At 46.2% G+C, this 13,289-nt stretch carries 13 protein-coding genes and 1 tRNA gene; 5 read left to right on the top strand and 9 right to left on the bottom strand.

Going from position 1 to position 13,289, the window contains the following annotated elements; genetic code table 11:
* Nucleotides 1-182: 182 nt before the first annotated feature.
* From EXT46_RS14815 to EXT46_RS14805, 3 genes are all read right to left on the bottom strand, one after another.
* Nucleotides 183-2,891 (bottom strand): SLBB domain-containing protein, encoded by a 2,709-nt coding sequence (locus EXT46_RS14815; RefSeq protein ID WP_240701147.1) that lies wholly within the window; start codon nucleotides 2,889-2,891, stop codon nucleotides 183-185.
* A 117-nt stretch (nucleotides 2,892-3,008) separates the two neighbouring features.
* Nucleotides 3,009-3,785 (bottom strand): DUF481 domain-containing protein, encoded by a 777-nt coding sequence (locus EXT46_RS14810; protein ID WP_130148171.1) that lies wholly within the window; start codon nucleotides 3,783-3,785, stop codon nucleotides 3,009-3,011.
* A gap of 20 nt (nucleotides 3,786-3,805) precedes the next feature.
* Nucleotides 3,806-4,627, bottom strand: a complete 822-nt coding sequence (locus tag EXT46_RS14805; RefSeq protein ID WP_022945993.1) for a mechanosensitive ion channel domain-containing protein — start codon at nucleotides 4,625-4,627, stop codon at nucleotides 3,806-3,808.
* Nucleotides 4,628-4,944: 317 nt separating this feature from the next.
* Here EXT46_RS14805 and EXT46_RS14800 point away from each other — a divergent pair.
* Together EXT46_RS14800 and EXT46_RS14795 are read left to right on the top strand one after the other, a co-directional pair.
* A tRNA-His gene (locus EXT46_RS14800) sits at nucleotides 4,945-5,020 on the top strand.
* A gap of 455 nt (nucleotides 5,021-5,475) precedes the next feature.
* Entirely contained in the window at nucleotides 5,476-5,922 is a 447-nt protein-coding gene (locus tag EXT46_RS14795) for a transposase (RefSeq protein ID WP_045980393.1), read from the top strand.
* A 614-nt stretch (nucleotides 5,923-6,536) separates the two neighbouring features.
* On the opposite strand, the gene epmA is transcribed toward EXT46_RS14795, so the two are convergent.
* Together epmA and efp are read right to left on the bottom strand one after the other, a co-directional pair.
* Entirely contained in the window at nucleotides 6,537-7,499 is a 963-nt protein-coding gene (gene epmA / locus EXT46_RS14790) for an elongation factor P--(R)-beta-lysine ligase (RefSeq protein ID WP_130148275.1), read from the bottom strand.
* A gap of 66 nt (nucleotides 7,500-7,565) precedes the next feature.
* Nucleotides 7,566-8,132, bottom strand: coding sequence for an elongation factor P (efp, locus tag EXT46_RS14785; RefSeq protein WP_022945989.1), 567 nt, complete (start codon nucleotides 8,130-8,132; stop codon nucleotides 7,566-7,568).
* A gap of 41 nt (nucleotides 8,133-8,173) precedes the next feature.
* Between efp and epmB the strand changes: the two genes are divergently transcribed.
* Nucleotides 8,174-9,190 (top strand): EF-P beta-lysylation protein EpmB, encoded by a 1,017-nt coding sequence (gene epmB / locus EXT46_RS14780; RefSeq protein ID WP_130148169.1) that lies wholly within the window; start codon nucleotides 8,174-8,176, stop codon nucleotides 9,188-9,190.
* A 56-nt stretch (nucleotides 9,191-9,246) separates the two neighbouring features.
* On the opposite strand, the gene EXT46_RS14775 is transcribed toward epmB, so the two are convergent.
* Nucleotides 9,247-9,459, bottom strand: coding sequence for a hypothetical protein (locus EXT46_RS14775; RefSeq protein WP_130148167.1), 213 nt, complete (start codon nucleotides 9,457-9,459; stop codon nucleotides 9,247-9,249).
* Nucleotides 9,460-9,528: 69 nt separating this feature from the next.
* Between EXT46_RS14775 and EXT46_RS14770 the strand changes: the two genes are divergently transcribed.
* Together EXT46_RS14770 and gph are read left to right on the top strand one after the other, a co-directional pair.
* Nucleotides 9,529-9,828: a hypothetical protein gene (locus tag EXT46_RS14770; protein ID WP_045980396.1), complete on the top strand. Its 300-nt coding sequence runs from the start codon at nucleotides 9,529-9,531 to the stop codon at nucleotides 9,826-9,828.
* 27 nt (nucleotides 9,829-9,855) lie between these two features.
* Complete coding sequence (gph, locus tag EXT46_RS14765) at nucleotides 9,856-10,527, top strand: phosphoglycolate phosphatase (protein ID WP_130148165.1); 672 nt, start codon at nucleotides 9,856-9,858, stop codon at nucleotides 10,525-10,527.
* Here gph and EXT46_RS14760 read toward each other — a convergent pair.
* The 3 genes from EXT46_RS14760 to EXT46_RS14750 are packed head-to-tail and all read right to left on the bottom strand — an operon-like array spanning nucleotide 10,524 to nucleotide 13,265.
* On the bottom strand, nucleotides 10,524-11,477 hold the full coding sequence (locus tag EXT46_RS14760; RefSeq protein WP_130148163.1) for a sulfite exporter TauE/SafE family protein: 954 nt from the start codon (nucleotides 11,475-11,477) through the stop codon (nucleotides 10,524-10,526). The genes gph and EXT46_RS14760 overlap by 4 nt on opposite strands.
* A gap of 16 nt (nucleotides 11,478-11,493) precedes the next feature.
* Nucleotides 11,494-12,285 carry a TauD/TfdA family dioxygenase gene (locus EXT46_RS14755; RefSeq protein WP_130148161.1) on the bottom strand — a complete coding sequence of 264 codons (792 nt, stop codon included), beginning with the start codon at nucleotides 12,283-12,285 and terminating at the stop codon, nucleotides 11,494-11,496.
* Nucleotides 12,282-13,265: an isocyanide synthase family protein gene (locus EXT46_RS14750; RefSeq protein ID WP_130148159.1), complete on the bottom strand. Its 984-nt coding sequence runs from the start codon at nucleotides 13,263-13,265 to the stop codon at nucleotides 12,282-12,284. The genes EXT46_RS14755 and EXT46_RS14750 overlap by 4 nt, the downstream gene beginning before the upstream one ends.
* Nucleotides 13,266-13,289 lie beyond the last annotated feature (24 nt).

The raw sequence follows: 13,289 nt of genomic DNA, 5'->3' as shown, positions 1-13,289 counted from the left end.
AAAGTTTCAAGGCAATTGCCAAATTAATTAGGAGCTTATTGCGCACAAAAGAACCGTTCCGGCCTCTGAGGTAAGCGCCATAAAATTCAACTAATGCTGTTCAATCTACATGATTTACATCACGAGATAAACAGCATTAGATTTAAATTATTGTAAATATTGCTGAGTTTGCAACTATATTTTTACAGCGAACCTATCGCCGCGACCGCTACGCCCAACTGATAGAGTATCTGTGTCGCGGTACTCCAAAGAGTTAGATTATCCGTATAATCCGCATCAAGAGGCACCACAATTGTATCCCCAGGTTGAAGCTCAGTGCTTGCGTTAGCAACAGCAAACCAATTGCCAGCCTCAGGAACTTCTACACTACCATTTGCCTTAATAACATATAGGCCATCTAAATCTGCGCGCTGTCGAACTCCCCCGCTTCGATTTATATAGTCTTCAATAGACAGGTTATCTTCAAACAAATGTGATGCTGATTGGTTAACTTCACCTACGACACTAATAGTGTTTTGCTTAGGCGGTAGGTAAATTGCGTCACGATTTTGTAATTCAATGTTTTGTTGGCCAGTTAGCACCCTTGGTAAATCTATAACAAGACGTCCTAACGCATCAACATCTCCCAGATCGTCTAGTAGTTTACTCATTTCTGAATAACTCATCGATGAGTCAGTTACTGACTTTTGTAAACTTTTTGAAGCAATCTCCCTGCGAAGGTCTTCCTGAAGCCGTTTTAACTGTTCTTTTTCCTGCTTTCGAATAACTTCTCGAGTGTAAACAGCGCCGTTGGGGTAGGCATACTCTGTCATACCACCAGCTCTTTCGATGAGATTCTTTAAAGTTTCCCCCCGGCGGATTCGGTAGGTCCCTGGAAAATTAAATTCACCTAAAAGAGTTACAACTCGCTTTTCTTGCCAATTCGGTGTTACGAATATATTTAACGAGTCTTTACTATTTAATTTGAACTCTTTGTTATTTGGAGAGCTTAAAGCCTCTGCTAAATCAATATTAAAATGGGACAGGGTAGCTCCTTGGCCACTTTCAAAGCGCGTAAGCTCCGCACTTTCTATGTATGCAGACTCATGTAGCCCACCCGCTGCTTGAACCAAATCTTTAATATTTCCGCCAATGGGTAGTGGGTATACACCTGGATACTTTACTTTGCCCGATATAGCGACTACTTTTGCCTTCGACTTCACACTTGCTTGCTCAGTAAGCATTCTTATTATTGGTTGTAAAAGCTTCTGTCGACCGAAAGCGGTTAATTGCTCATCATCAACTTCTTCTTCTTTACCTCTTAGTATTTCATCTAAGGCTTGAGTTTCGAGCTGTTTTTCACTCTCTTTGAGCGCTTCCTCAAAAGGGTCTCTTACACCAATAAACTCCTCAAATTTTCTATTTTTATAATCCTGCCACTGCTCTTCTTTTTCTTTCAAATCCAGTTCATCAGTTGAGAATGCTAACGAGCGTATACTTTTACTTTCCTCTTCTTTGTCGTTAAACCGGCTGAACACGACAATCACATCTCTAGGCTGCAATTTAACCGAATCTGTGCCAGCAAAAACTTCTGATAGAGAAAACTGCAATACATCAACTTGTCCTGTCTGATCTTTTTCTCGTAAGATCAGCGAATAATTGAAATCTGCTATAGATAAAACATCAGATTTGAGAGAAGTAATGATGTCTTTGATTGTAAACCCATCACGCCAACTATAGTTGCCAGGTTGACTTACAGCTCCAATTAAAGTGACAGCATCTGTTAATTCGTTATTCGTCCGAGTAACGTTGACCTCATCACCATCCTCCAGAAAAAATGGCTTATCACCGCTTAGTAGATCTACTTGCAAAACAGTTTTCAGGCCAGAGCTTGTATAGCGCTCGACTAAAACCTTCGATAAATTGCCGTTAGGCTTAGCTCCACCCGCCATATCGATCAGACTTTTAAGGTTTTCTTTTTCCTTAAGCTCGAAGATTGCAGGGCGCTTAACTAAGCCATCGACGGATATTTGAGGACCTACAGGTGGAATTAGGATGATATCCTTGGGCTTTAAAGTAATATCTGAACTATCATCGCCATTTAGTAGTAATTCATACAAGTCGAAGGTAGTGGTGGTTTCACCGTTGCGCTTGATTGTGATATTACGCATTGAGCCAATATCTGTGATTCCCCCTGCTTCCACGAGGACATCTGTTACAGAAGCTAGAGATGGCACCACATGACGACCAGGCTGTTCAACTTCGCCTAGTACTAGCACTGGCGTAGACTTTAACTCTCCTGCGGTAATATAGACATCTACACCTATCATTTCCGATGAAATCTTATTTTTTATAATATTTTTCATTGCCTTATAGGAGAGGCCTGACACCTGCACGGGGGACAGCTCTGGGATAATTAGTCTTCCGGCTCTATCAACTTCTAATTCATATTGAGCGCTCTGCTTACCATAAAATGAAACTATAAACTGATCGCCAGGACCTACCACATAGGAATCGGGTAGCGATATGGGTGTATAAAGCCCTCTTTGCCTAGCTTCACCGAGTGACTCAGAGTCAAAAAAACTGCTTCCAAAAACCTCTAACTCTTCGGGTTCAGGCTTATATCTTTCTTCCTCAAGTTCTTCAGCAGTTTTTTTATTCTCCTCATTATCATCTGATGATAAAGGTTCATTTAAGCCCAAGTCCCCGCTGTTTTTCTGTTGGGATTTATTGCCCATTATTTCATCTAGGTCAAAACCATATTGACGAGCCAATGCTTCTTGCTGGGCCCGGGGGAGCTTTTTAAACTGTTCTATTTGAGCTGCAGTAGGCGTAGCCCCATTTACTGCAACAACTGACTGACTAAATAGCAGCATCGAAATAAGTACAAACAGCACTAGAATTTGTTTCACAACATCCCTTCCCGAGAATAGAAAAATAGAAGACAACCGCGGCATATTACCGGAATTTTGAGCGAAAAAAAACGGAAGATGGTGGTCTTCCGTTGTTATCTCGCGTTACTTGATTTGTTAAAAGTTATACACCAAGGTTAACGCGGTTTCGGTGTCAGTGTTTTCTTTGTCATCCGCAACATCGGAGTTATGAGTGACGTTAAAGCCCACTTTCATTTGCAAAGAGCCATTAATTTTAGTTAACAGCGCTGTTTCAGAGCGAGTTTTAGTGTTGGTACTACCGTATTCCATCGCAACTAGCTGAGTAAATTTGGCACCCTCGGAGATCTGCCAAGTGTAATCAGCCTTTGCTAGGGCGATCACTTCACCTTCCCACTCGTCAGCCAGTAACTCACCGTCATCACCTACTTCGGTGCTATCGTCTGGGTATTGGAAATACTTATAACCCGGACCAATTTCCGCATTGAGCACCATGGTGTCGGTATCGAGCAAACGCAAACCGTAACCGCCAGAGACCACCGCTTCTTGGCGGTAAGCGCCAAAGTAGTCACTTAAATAGGAGCCGTACACGAATAAGTGCGCGTTTTCCTCGTTGAGCTTGTAGTTACCTTGCGCCGATGCAAAATACTTTTCGTTAGTGCGCTCAGTGACTTTAGTACCGTCGTCTTTCTCGACTTCGTCTTCTTTATAGATGCCGTCGAGCTTGTACTCGTTATTCCAGTTTTCAAGGTTGTGCTTTACGTTTAAAGCGCCCTTGAATGTAGTTGTTTCGGTATTACCACTGGTGATAATGGCACCTAGCTCAGCGTTGGCTTCCCAAGTCTTTTTTTCGCTAGCCACAGCGCTCGTTACTACGCCTGCAGCAACGAGAACAGATAAATACTTCAATTTCATGTCAGCGCGGTTCCCCTAGTTTATTCGCTGGTTTTATGTAAATGCACATCCATTTGTGGATATGGAATACCGATGTCGTTGTCATCTAATGCAATTTTGATGTTTTCCATCAAATCAAAATACGTTGGCCAATAGTCAACGGTGTTTACCCAAGGGCGAACCACAAAGTTCACACTTGAATCAGCCAGTTCGTTCACGGCCACCGTGTATGCTGGCTCTTTTAACAGCCTTGATTCAGCATCAAGCACTGACTTTAAAACTTCTTTGGTCTTTTTAAGATCGGCATCGTAGCTCACGCCAATAACCAAGTCGATACGACGCGTTTTCTCACGTGAGTAGTTTACTATGGCGCCAGACATAATCGATGAATTAGGCATCACGATAATTTTATTATCTGGTGTGTTGAGCTCGGTAGAGAAGATTTCAATTTTACGAACACTTCCTGCTTTACCGCCTGCTTCAATGTAGTCACCTGATTTAAATGGACGCAAAATAATGATCAGCACACCCGAGGCGAAATTAGAAAGTGACCCTTGCAATGCCAGACCTACGGCCAAGCCCGCCGCACCTAGAATAGCAATAAAGGAAGTGGTCTCAACACCGACTTGTGATAGCGCCATTAAAATAGTGGCAATGAACACCAAGGCATAAATGATGTTGCCACAGAATGAGCCAACCGCTTTGTCTACTTTACGCTTGGCAAAACCTTTTTCAGTCAGCTTGCTACACCACTTAGCAAGGCGCATACCGACCAAAAAGACAATCAGTGCCAAAACAAATTGAATGGCGTAGTGAGTGAGCAGTCCGGAGTTTTCCGACAGCCAGTTTGTTATTGCTTCCATTAGCGCTCCTAATTATATGCTGATAGCCCATGACACCTTACAACTTTATGCTTTGTACCTATGCGCCGTAAAGTACCTAATCTATTATTTTCTCAAGCCGAACCTAAACGCCAACTGAACATTAGTGCAACTCAAGCAACAAATAAGCCTAGCATATGCTTTTCATGCTGTAATACTCCGTGGTTGAGCGGCTTTCACTGTGTTCACTGAACAAATTTGCAGCGAACGAATAATTATCTTAAATTTACACTTCACAAGGTGGCGGAAACTATGTATTATGCGCGCCACACATCACGAGGTGATGTATCCCCTTTGTGGCGGCTGTAGCTCAGTTGGTAGAGCCCTGGATTGTGATTCCGGTTGTCGTGGGTTCAAGTCCCATCAGTCGCCCCATTCTTTTCTTGCTTATTTCTATTCCTTATTTAAATCAAACAGTTATTAGCTCGTTTTTATTCCGTATTACGCCGATATTGTGCCCAATAGCTTGCAAGGCTAAAGCCTTGCCTACAATACACTATCTGCACCTGTAGGTTGGGTTTTAGCCCAGTTACGCGCATTGCAAGGCTGAAGCCTTGCCTACAACACACCTACCTGAAATTGTAGGTTGGGCTTTAGCCCAATCGCGTGTTTTGCAAGGCTGAAGCCTTGCCTACAACACATCGACCCTGAACCTGTAGGTTGGGCTTTAGCCCAATCACGCGCTGTGCAAGGCTGAAGCCTTGCCTACAATACACCTACCCTGAACCTGTGGGTTGGGCTTTAGCCCAATAGCGCCTTCACCCCAACACAGGCAACCTTGTAACTCTCGAGCTATAATTGAATGTCCACCATATTCAAAGGAGCTGAATATGCCTTATAGTGATTTATTAAAAGGACGTTATTCGCAAATCCACCGCGAGTATTTTATTACTTTTTGTTGTTACAAACGCACACCATTTTTTGCCTCTGCGAAGCTAGCACAGCTATTTTGCACCACGATTACAACGAATGAGCAGGCTTGCGGCTGCCAATGGTTAACCTGGGTCTTAATGCCAGACCACTTTCATGGGCTTGTGTTGCTGCACCATAGCGATCTTAGCGCTTGTATACGACACCTAAAAGGTTGCACCGCAGCCATGGTTAATCGTCAATTACAGCGTCGCGGTAAAGTTTGGCAAAGCGGGTTTTATGATCACGCTTTGCGTGAGGATGAGCAGCGTATTCATATAGCCAGGTACATTGTTGCCAACCCCTTGCGAAAAGGGATTGTCTCAAGTGTGCGATTATATCCGTACTGGAATTCGGTTTATTTATAGGTTGCAAGGCTAAAGCCTTGCCTACAACAAACCAACCTAAACTGTGGGTTGGGCTTTCCCAATCGCGTGTTGCAAGGCTGAAGCCTTGCCTACAACAAACCAACCTAAACTGTGGGTTGGGCTTTCCCAATCGCGTGTTGCAAGGCTGAAGCCTTGCCTACAACACACCTACCCTGAACCTGTAGGTTGGACTTTAGCCCAATCACGAGCTTTGCAAGGCTAAAGCCTTGCCTACAACACATCTTGCGGAACCTGTGGGTTGGGCTTTAGCCCAATCTCGTGTTTTGCAAGGCTGAAGCCTTGCCTACAACACACCTACCCTGCACCTGTAGGTTGGGCTTTAGCCCAATTACGCGCATTGCAAGGCTAAAGCCTTGCCTACAACACACCTGCCTAAACCTGTGGGTTCGGCTTTAGCCCTATCGCGTGCTTTGCAAGGCTGAAGCCTTGCCTACAACACACCTACCCTGCACCTGTAGGTTGGGCTTTAGCCCAATCTCGTGCTTTGCAAAGCTGAAGCCTTGCCTACAACAAATCTACCCTGAACCTGTGGGTTGGGCTTTAGCCCAATAGCATGTTTTGTAAGGCTGAGCCTTGCCTACAATAATTTGAGGTTAGGCGCGCTCAATGTCGAAGCTCAGCACTTCACGAATATGGTTTTTGCCGCAGGCTATCATTACGAGACGATCCACTCCGAGGGCGACTCCGGCACACTGTGGTAGGCCGGCATCCAATGCTGTTAATAAGTTTTCATCCAGGGCTACGGGCTCAAGACCCTTAGCGATACGTTTGTTGTTATCATTGGCAAAGCGCTGGCGCTGTTCATTGGCGTCGGTCAGCTCGTTAAAGCCATTAGCGAGCTCTTGCCCTTGATAATACAGCTCAAAACGCCCGGCAACGCGTGGGTCTTGCTCATGAAGACGCGCTAGTGCCGCTTGCGAGGCTGGAAAGTGATACACAAAACAAGGCTGTTGCTGGCCGATCGTCGGCTCTATCACCATGCAAAATAGCAGCTGTAATAAGGTGTCAGCCTCTTCTTCATTTGCGGCGATATCGGCAAAGCCATGAGTGCTTGCAAGCTGCTTTAATTCACGCAAACTTGCCGTTAACGGATCCACGCCCAGCACCTGTATGAACACCTGCTGATAGCTTATATATTGGGCTTTTTCACAACCCAACAGCTGTTGCATCAATTCGTCAATCTCAGCCATAAGGTCAAACTCATCAAAACCCGGACGATACCACTCAAGCATAGTGAACTCGGGGTTGTGATGACGGCCGTTTTCCTCGTTACGAAAGGCTTTACAGATTTGGAAAATAGCTCCACTGCCTGCTGCAAGAAGGCGCTTCATCGCGTATTCAGGAGAGGTTTGTAAATACAGTGGTAAGCCCTCGGCATAGCCTTGGCCCACAAACCGCGTGGCAAAGCTATGTAAGTGTTCATCAGTCACTGACGCCTTGCTTAGCGACGGAGTATCCACCTCCATCACATCACGTTGATAAAAAAACTGCCTCACCTGCTGAATGAGCTTAGCGCGCTGCTGCAAAGTATGAATATCGGCACTGGGCTGCCACATCACAAAAATCTCCCATAAAAAATCCCAGCGCGGCTGCCCGGGCTGGGATATACACGTATAAGGTGCTTATTTTACGCGACCCACGTACTCAGCTGAGCGGGTATCAACCTTGATCACTTCACCAATTTGGATGAACAAAGGAACACGTACCACGGCACCGGTACTTAAAGTAGCAGGCTTGCCACCGGTACCAGCCGTGTCGCCTTTTAGGCCTGGATCGGTTTCAGTTACTTCAAGTTCAACGAAGTTGGGTGGTGTTACAGCAATCGGGTTGCCGTCCCATAAAGTGATGGTGCACACATCGTTTTCTACAAGCCATTTTACGTTGTCGCCTACCGCTTTTTCATCAGCAGCGATTTGCTCAAAGGTTTCGTTGTTCATGAAGTGCCAGAATTCGCCATCTGTGTATAGATAAGCTAGGTCGGTATCCATTACATCAGCCGCTTCCACACTTTCGCCTGACTTAAAGGTTTTCTCTAATACCTTACCTGAGATCAGTTTGCGGATACGAACGCGGTTAAATGCTTGGCCTTTACCCGGCTTAACCACTTCGTTTTCTAGGATGCTGCAAGGCTCGCCATCCAACATAAATTTTAGGCCACCCTTGAATTCGTTGGTGCTATAATTCGCCATCTTGTCCTCTAATAACCGTTTTTCGAGTAATTAATCCGTCAATGATACAAAGAATCGAAGTAAATTTGCATAAAAACTGGCAAAAAGAATTAGCCGATGTAGTCACTCGCCCCGAAGAGCTGCTTAGTATGTTGGATTTACCTCCCGATTCGTATCAACCGGATAGTGAGGCCAAAAGCTTATTTAATCTACGAGTACCGCGCCCCTTTATCGCCAAAATGGCCAAGGGTGACGCCCGCGATCCCTTGTTATTACAAGTGCTGCCGCGACGACAAGAGTTTCAGCAACACTCGCAGTACAGTGTCGATCCGTTGCAAGAACAAGATAACAACGAGCCGGGTTTATTGCACAAATACCGCTCCCGTGTCTTGCTGATGTTTAAAACCGCGTGCGCAATCAACTGCCGATATTGTTTTCGTCGTCATTTCCCGTACCAAGATAACCAACTCAATAAAGCCGCTTTGGCCGATAAACTAACCTACATTGGTCATCATCCAGAGATCAATGAAGTGATCCTCAGCGGTGGCGACCCGCTCATGGCAAAAGACGAAGCTCTGGCATGGTTTTTAGATAAGCTAGAGCAACTCCCTAACATTAAGCGTTTACGCATTCACTCGCGCTTGCCGGTGACCATCCCGGCGCGCATTACCGAACAGTTATGTCAGCGTTTTGCCCAATCGCCATTACAAATAGTCTTTGTGCATCATATTAATCATGCTAACGAGGTTGATGAGATCTTTGCCAATGCCTGTAAGCGGCTCACTCAGGCGGGGGTAACGCAGCTGAATCAAGCGGTGTTATTGAAAGAGGTCAATGCCAGTGCCGTTGCGCAAATCGCCTTAAGTGAGCGCCTATTTGCCGCCGGGATACTCCCCTACTACCTGCATCAATTAGACAAAGTACAAGGCGCCGCACATTTTGAGGTAAGCGATGATGAAGCCCGCGCTATCATGGCAGAGGTACTTAGCGAACTGCCTGGCTTTTTAGTACCAAAGTTGGTGCGTGAGGTCGGTGGCGAACGCAGTAAAACCCCCATTGATCTGCATTTAGAGCCATAAAAAAACCCGCTTAACGCGGGTTGCTTGGGGTTCATTTACGACGCGCTGCCTTGCTATTACACGTGGATATTAATGTTATTACCCAAGGTTGCCGTAGTCGAGGCGGCTGGGCTCTGCGCTGCTTTGGTCACATTACCTGCTGACTCAATCAACGCCAATGCAGCCTGGCCATCGGCTTGCTGTCGTTTCTTAGCAAGGGCCGCGCTATAAACCTCGGCGCCTTGATCGGCTCCGCTCATGGCGGGAAGTGAACTTCCTGATATATTCATAACGCTACCTGACATTTTAAATGAATCCACGTACCATATCGGCCATCTGCTCTAAAGCTTTAGAAAAAAATGCACGCAATTATCGAAAAGTTAAACGAAAACCTTAAACTCGCTTATCGTCAGGCCTTAGACGCCGATCAAAAACTGGATCAGCTACAAAAAGAAGGCCATGGTAAGTTTCAAGCCCTGTTCAATCGCGACGCGGGATTCGACTTTGAAGCAAAGCGCTTTAAACCCTATGTATTAGACGTGGCCGCCGATGTCGAGGCACTTTCCCAAGCCGAGCAACTTGATGAACAAAAGTTGAAACAAACCGTGGTTAAACTGCAACATATACTCACTTTGCTGGCGACTTTTAAAGACCAGTAAAGTCCTGTTTAAAACAAGGATGTTAAAATGCAATTACCTCACTCGCTGACTTGGGTTGGCTTTGATTTAGACGGCACCTTAATCAATACCGCTGCCGATATCTGCGCCGCCATTAATACCACGCTGGAGCACTACCAAGTCGGTCAAGTCACCGTGGACGACGTGCAAACTTGGATAGGCAACGGCATTGATAAAGCCACCGAGCGCGCCTTAGCAAAAGTGGGCGCTACGCATATTGATGTTAGCGCGGCAGCGGCGAAAGTCAGTGCTGCTTACAACCAATGTGTGACCGATTCCTCGACTTTATATGTTGATGCCAAAGCGACTCTGCAAGTACTGCAGCAGCAAGGGTTAAAGTTACTACTTGTCACTAATAAAAATGAAAGCCACACTCATGCTCTGGTAAATGCTTTGGGCATTGCCGATTACTTTGATGCCATTGTTTGTGGTGACACCCTGCCCCAGCGCAAACCAGACCCTGCCATGCTGTTTAGTGCCTTAAATAATCTCAGTCTTGATATTAGCGAAGGCGTGTATGTGGGAGATTCAAAAAATGATGTGGCAACCGCCAGAAACGCCGGCTGCCCGGTGATCTGCGTTAATTATGGCTACAACCACGGGTTGGATATTGCCGATGCTAATCCGGATAAAATCATCACCCGCCTTGGAGAGGTCGAAACATTGCTCGCGGCGCGTTAAGCGCCTTTTGCCTTTACCCACCGCTCGCGGAGTATGCCCCCGCGTTGGCGCAATGCAAGTACAACCACCGCGAGCGTTGCCGCCACCAATAGCACCTTCAATACCAGCGAAAATTGTAATATCACCACCGTTGAGCACACTTCAATGAATATCAACGCATAAATAAAGCGTAATACGTACTTTTCGTTAATTTTACTCATTACATACCCTCCTAGCGGTGCGCCTATGGCGACCACGGGAGCAGCGAAAAACCACGGTTCAAAGGCCACATGAGCACCGCTTAGCTGCCCTTGTAAAATGAGCAGTACACTGCCAGTCACAGAAAGTATCGCCATAAAACACACTGTGGTTGGGATCAGTGCTTTGGCATCGAACTTTTGCCGCAATACCAGGTAGAAAAACAGCAAGGTATCGGCTCCGGCGCCAATATATGCCGAGAGTAACCCGCCCAGTGTAGCGATAAGGTACAGCGACCAGCTGTTTCGCCACTGCAGCAACCGGGTATCACAGCGCTGCATCAATAAGTAACTACAAGCCAATAGCAAGAAACTAAAGGTGATTTTAAGTGGTTCACCGTCAACCGATAATGAAAACCCACACGCTAAACCCAATAAAGCAAAGGGCATTAATCGCGCCAGCAGTGACCAATATATACGGACCCCGCGAGAAACAAAAAAAATGGTGGCAAAGGTCATTCCCACAGACTGAATCGCCAATGAGAAGACCTTTGCGCTGTGTGCTTCAAACCCGAATAACTTAGTGAAGACCGGAAAAGCAACAGCTCCGCCACCTAAGGGCGTCGCACCTGCGACAAAGGATCCTAATACCATAGTCAACGATGTTCCCCAGTTATGCACAACATCAGTGACACTAAACTGCGTCGCAAATGCTGAACTCCACGCTATAAAAAATAGCGTCAGTAAAGTGGGGTAAAGATAAGCTCTTTTCATCGTTATTGGTTGCTCGTTACAAAATATGAACACGCTTAAGGTGTCGTGTTAGCCCTTCACCTTGAAAGCGGTGGCGACCATGCAACATGGCATGGTTATCCACCAGCAAGTAATCGCCTTGTGTCCACTGATGGGCGTAGAAGCTATCGCTGTCATACAGGTGAGCTATCAGCTCACGCAAAAAAGCGTCACCTTGCGACGAGGACATGCCCTGCACCTGGGTCTCCACTGGATTAACGGCCATATTATCCTCATTAAAGGGTTCAATAAAGCGCATTCGCTGACGTTTAGTCGCTGGATGCGGGCTAATCAATGGCTCCTCAATAGCCCCACCATAATGCGCCTTTTTCTCAGCAAAATAGCGGATCACCTTATCTTGATACTGCTGCAACTGCTGGGATGAACAGCTCTCAAGCAACCGACAGGTATTCACAAAGGTGGTTTCACCGCCACCACTAATGGCACTACTTTGTAGACACTGAAAGAAGTTAAATCGCGGCGTCGCCCCTGCAAAGGCACCATCCCAATGCAGCTCAACCTTTCCTTGACTAAAAATATGATTTTGCGGCTGTTGGTTTATTTTTAAATCCAGCACATAGCCAAAATCCCACGCCAGCAGCGGCCCCAGCTTTTTCGCAAAGGCCACCATTTGCTCATCGCTACTGGGGTCAAAGCCACGCAGCAGCACCATACCTTGGTTCAAGATCACTTGCTCAAGTTCGGCAATGTTTAAATGTGCTAGTTTCTTCGCACCGCTTTCTCGTGCGTCAATCGTGAAGCACGCTGGTGAGACCTGTTCGCTGATCATAACTGTGACTCTCTGTGCATACGCTCATAGTGGCTGGCTTGACCATTAATGAACACTAAGACACAACCCAGCTGCTCGGCTTGCTCCCGAGGCATCAAACTGTGCTCGTCGCCGTCTTTAACCAGTACCGAGTGCCAAGGGGTGGTCCATACATCGTTTTGCGACACTAGTGAAATGCCGATTTTCTCAGAAACCAAATACTGCGGGTGAATCGATAATCGCAGCGCCTGAGGCAACTCCTGTTTCAGTAGTCGTCCCCATGCATTACTGCGCTGAATAACACGATAAGCGGCGGTTTTAGCAACCTTTTGCAGCGCTGTACGGCTATGTTGAGAAAACTTTTCGATACCCGAGAAATCTTCTAACATGAATCGGGTAATGCCCTTGTACATGGTGCTGGCTTCTTTCTCTGTTTTAATGCGCTGACGCAAAGATTTGAGTGTTTCACCGTATTCAATCATCAGCTCCTCACGCAATACCGCGAAGTCATTGACCTTGTCATATACATCTTCGAGGTTAAAGAAGTCGAAATAATCCGGATAGTGCTTGTTGGCAAAGCGGCGCAGGCCGTTTACATACTCACTGACATGGGCGTCGCTGACATGGATAATATCGGCGAAAACGCGCCCATCTGAGCAGATCGTTACTTTTGCACCTGGCTCATAAACCTCTTCAATTTGCTGACATAATTGCACCAGCCGCTCAAATGCAAAAAACTCTCCTTTATCTGGCAGATAGCCCAAGGTTTTGTTGCGATTGGGTGATTTTGCCGGAAAGGCTGGCAGCACCATATTGATGGGCTGCTGGCGGTGAACAAAATCCAACACCTTTTCATAATGACCGGCTATTTGCTCGTCAAACGCCACATCTTGCTCAATCGGTAGCAGCCGCCGCTGGGCAAAAATGAGTTCTAAAATAGCCCGCGCAGTGGCATCCGCCGTATGTGCATTAACCCTGTTGTTGTTTGCTAAATTTTCCATTTTTGTGCTCTTTGTTCTGTCAGT

Origin of the sequence: Pseudoalteromonas sp. CO325X (assembly GCF_004208955.1) — a bacterium.
GTDB lineage: Bacteria > Pseudomonadota > Gammaproteobacteria > Enterobacterales > Alteromonadaceae > Pseudoalteromonas > Pseudoalteromonas ruthenica.
This window is presented reverse-complemented; position numbering and strand designations above follow the sequence as displayed.

Bases quoted from the DNA above. Each gene is read 5' to 3' on its own strand.
- EXT46_RS14810 (WP_130148171.1), bottom strand. From the start codon at position 3,785: ATGAAATTGAAGTATTTATCTGTTCTCGTTGCTGCAGGCGTAGTAACG.
- EXT46_RS14805 (WP_022945993.1), bottom strand. From the start codon at position 4,627: ATGGAAGCAATAACAAACTGGCTGTCGGAAAACTCCGGACTGCTCACT.
- EXT46_RS14795 (WP_045980393.1), top strand. From the start codon at position 5,476: ATGCCTTATAGTGATTTATTAAAAGGACGTTATTCGCAAATCCACCGC.
- epmA (WP_130148275.1), bottom strand. From the start codon at position 7,499: ATGTGGCAGCCCAGTGCCGATATTCATACTTTGCAGCAGCGCGCTAAG.
- efp (WP_022945989.1), bottom strand. From the start codon at position 8,132: ATGGCGAATTATAGCACCAACGAATTCAAGGGTGGCCTAAAATTTATG.
- epmB (WP_130148169.1), top strand. From the start codon at position 8,174: ATGATACAAAGAATCGAAGTAAATTTGCATAAAAACTGGCAAAAAGAA.
- EXT46_RS14775 (WP_130148167.1), bottom strand. From the start codon at position 9,459: ATGAATATATCAGGAAGTTCACTTCCCGCCATGAGCGGAGCCGATCAA.
- EXT46_RS14770 (WP_045980396.1), top strand. From the start codon at position 9,529: ATGCACGCAATTATCGAAAAGTTAAACGAAAACCTTAAACTCGCTTAT.
- gph (WP_130148165.1), top strand. From the start codon at position 9,856: ATGCAATTACCTCACTCGCTGACTTGGGTTGGCTTTGATTTAGACGGC.
- EXT46_RS14760 (WP_130148163.1), bottom strand. From the start codon at position 11,477: ATGAAAAGAGCTTATCTTTACCCCACTTTACTGACGCTATTTTTTATA.
- EXT46_RS14755 (WP_130148161.1), bottom strand. From the start codon at position 12,285: ATGATCAGCGAACAGGTCTCACCAGCGTGCTTCACGATTGACGCACGA.
- EXT46_RS14750 (WP_130148159.1), bottom strand. From the start codon at position 13,265: ATGGAAAATTTAGCAAACAACAACAGGGTTAATGCACATACGGCGGAT.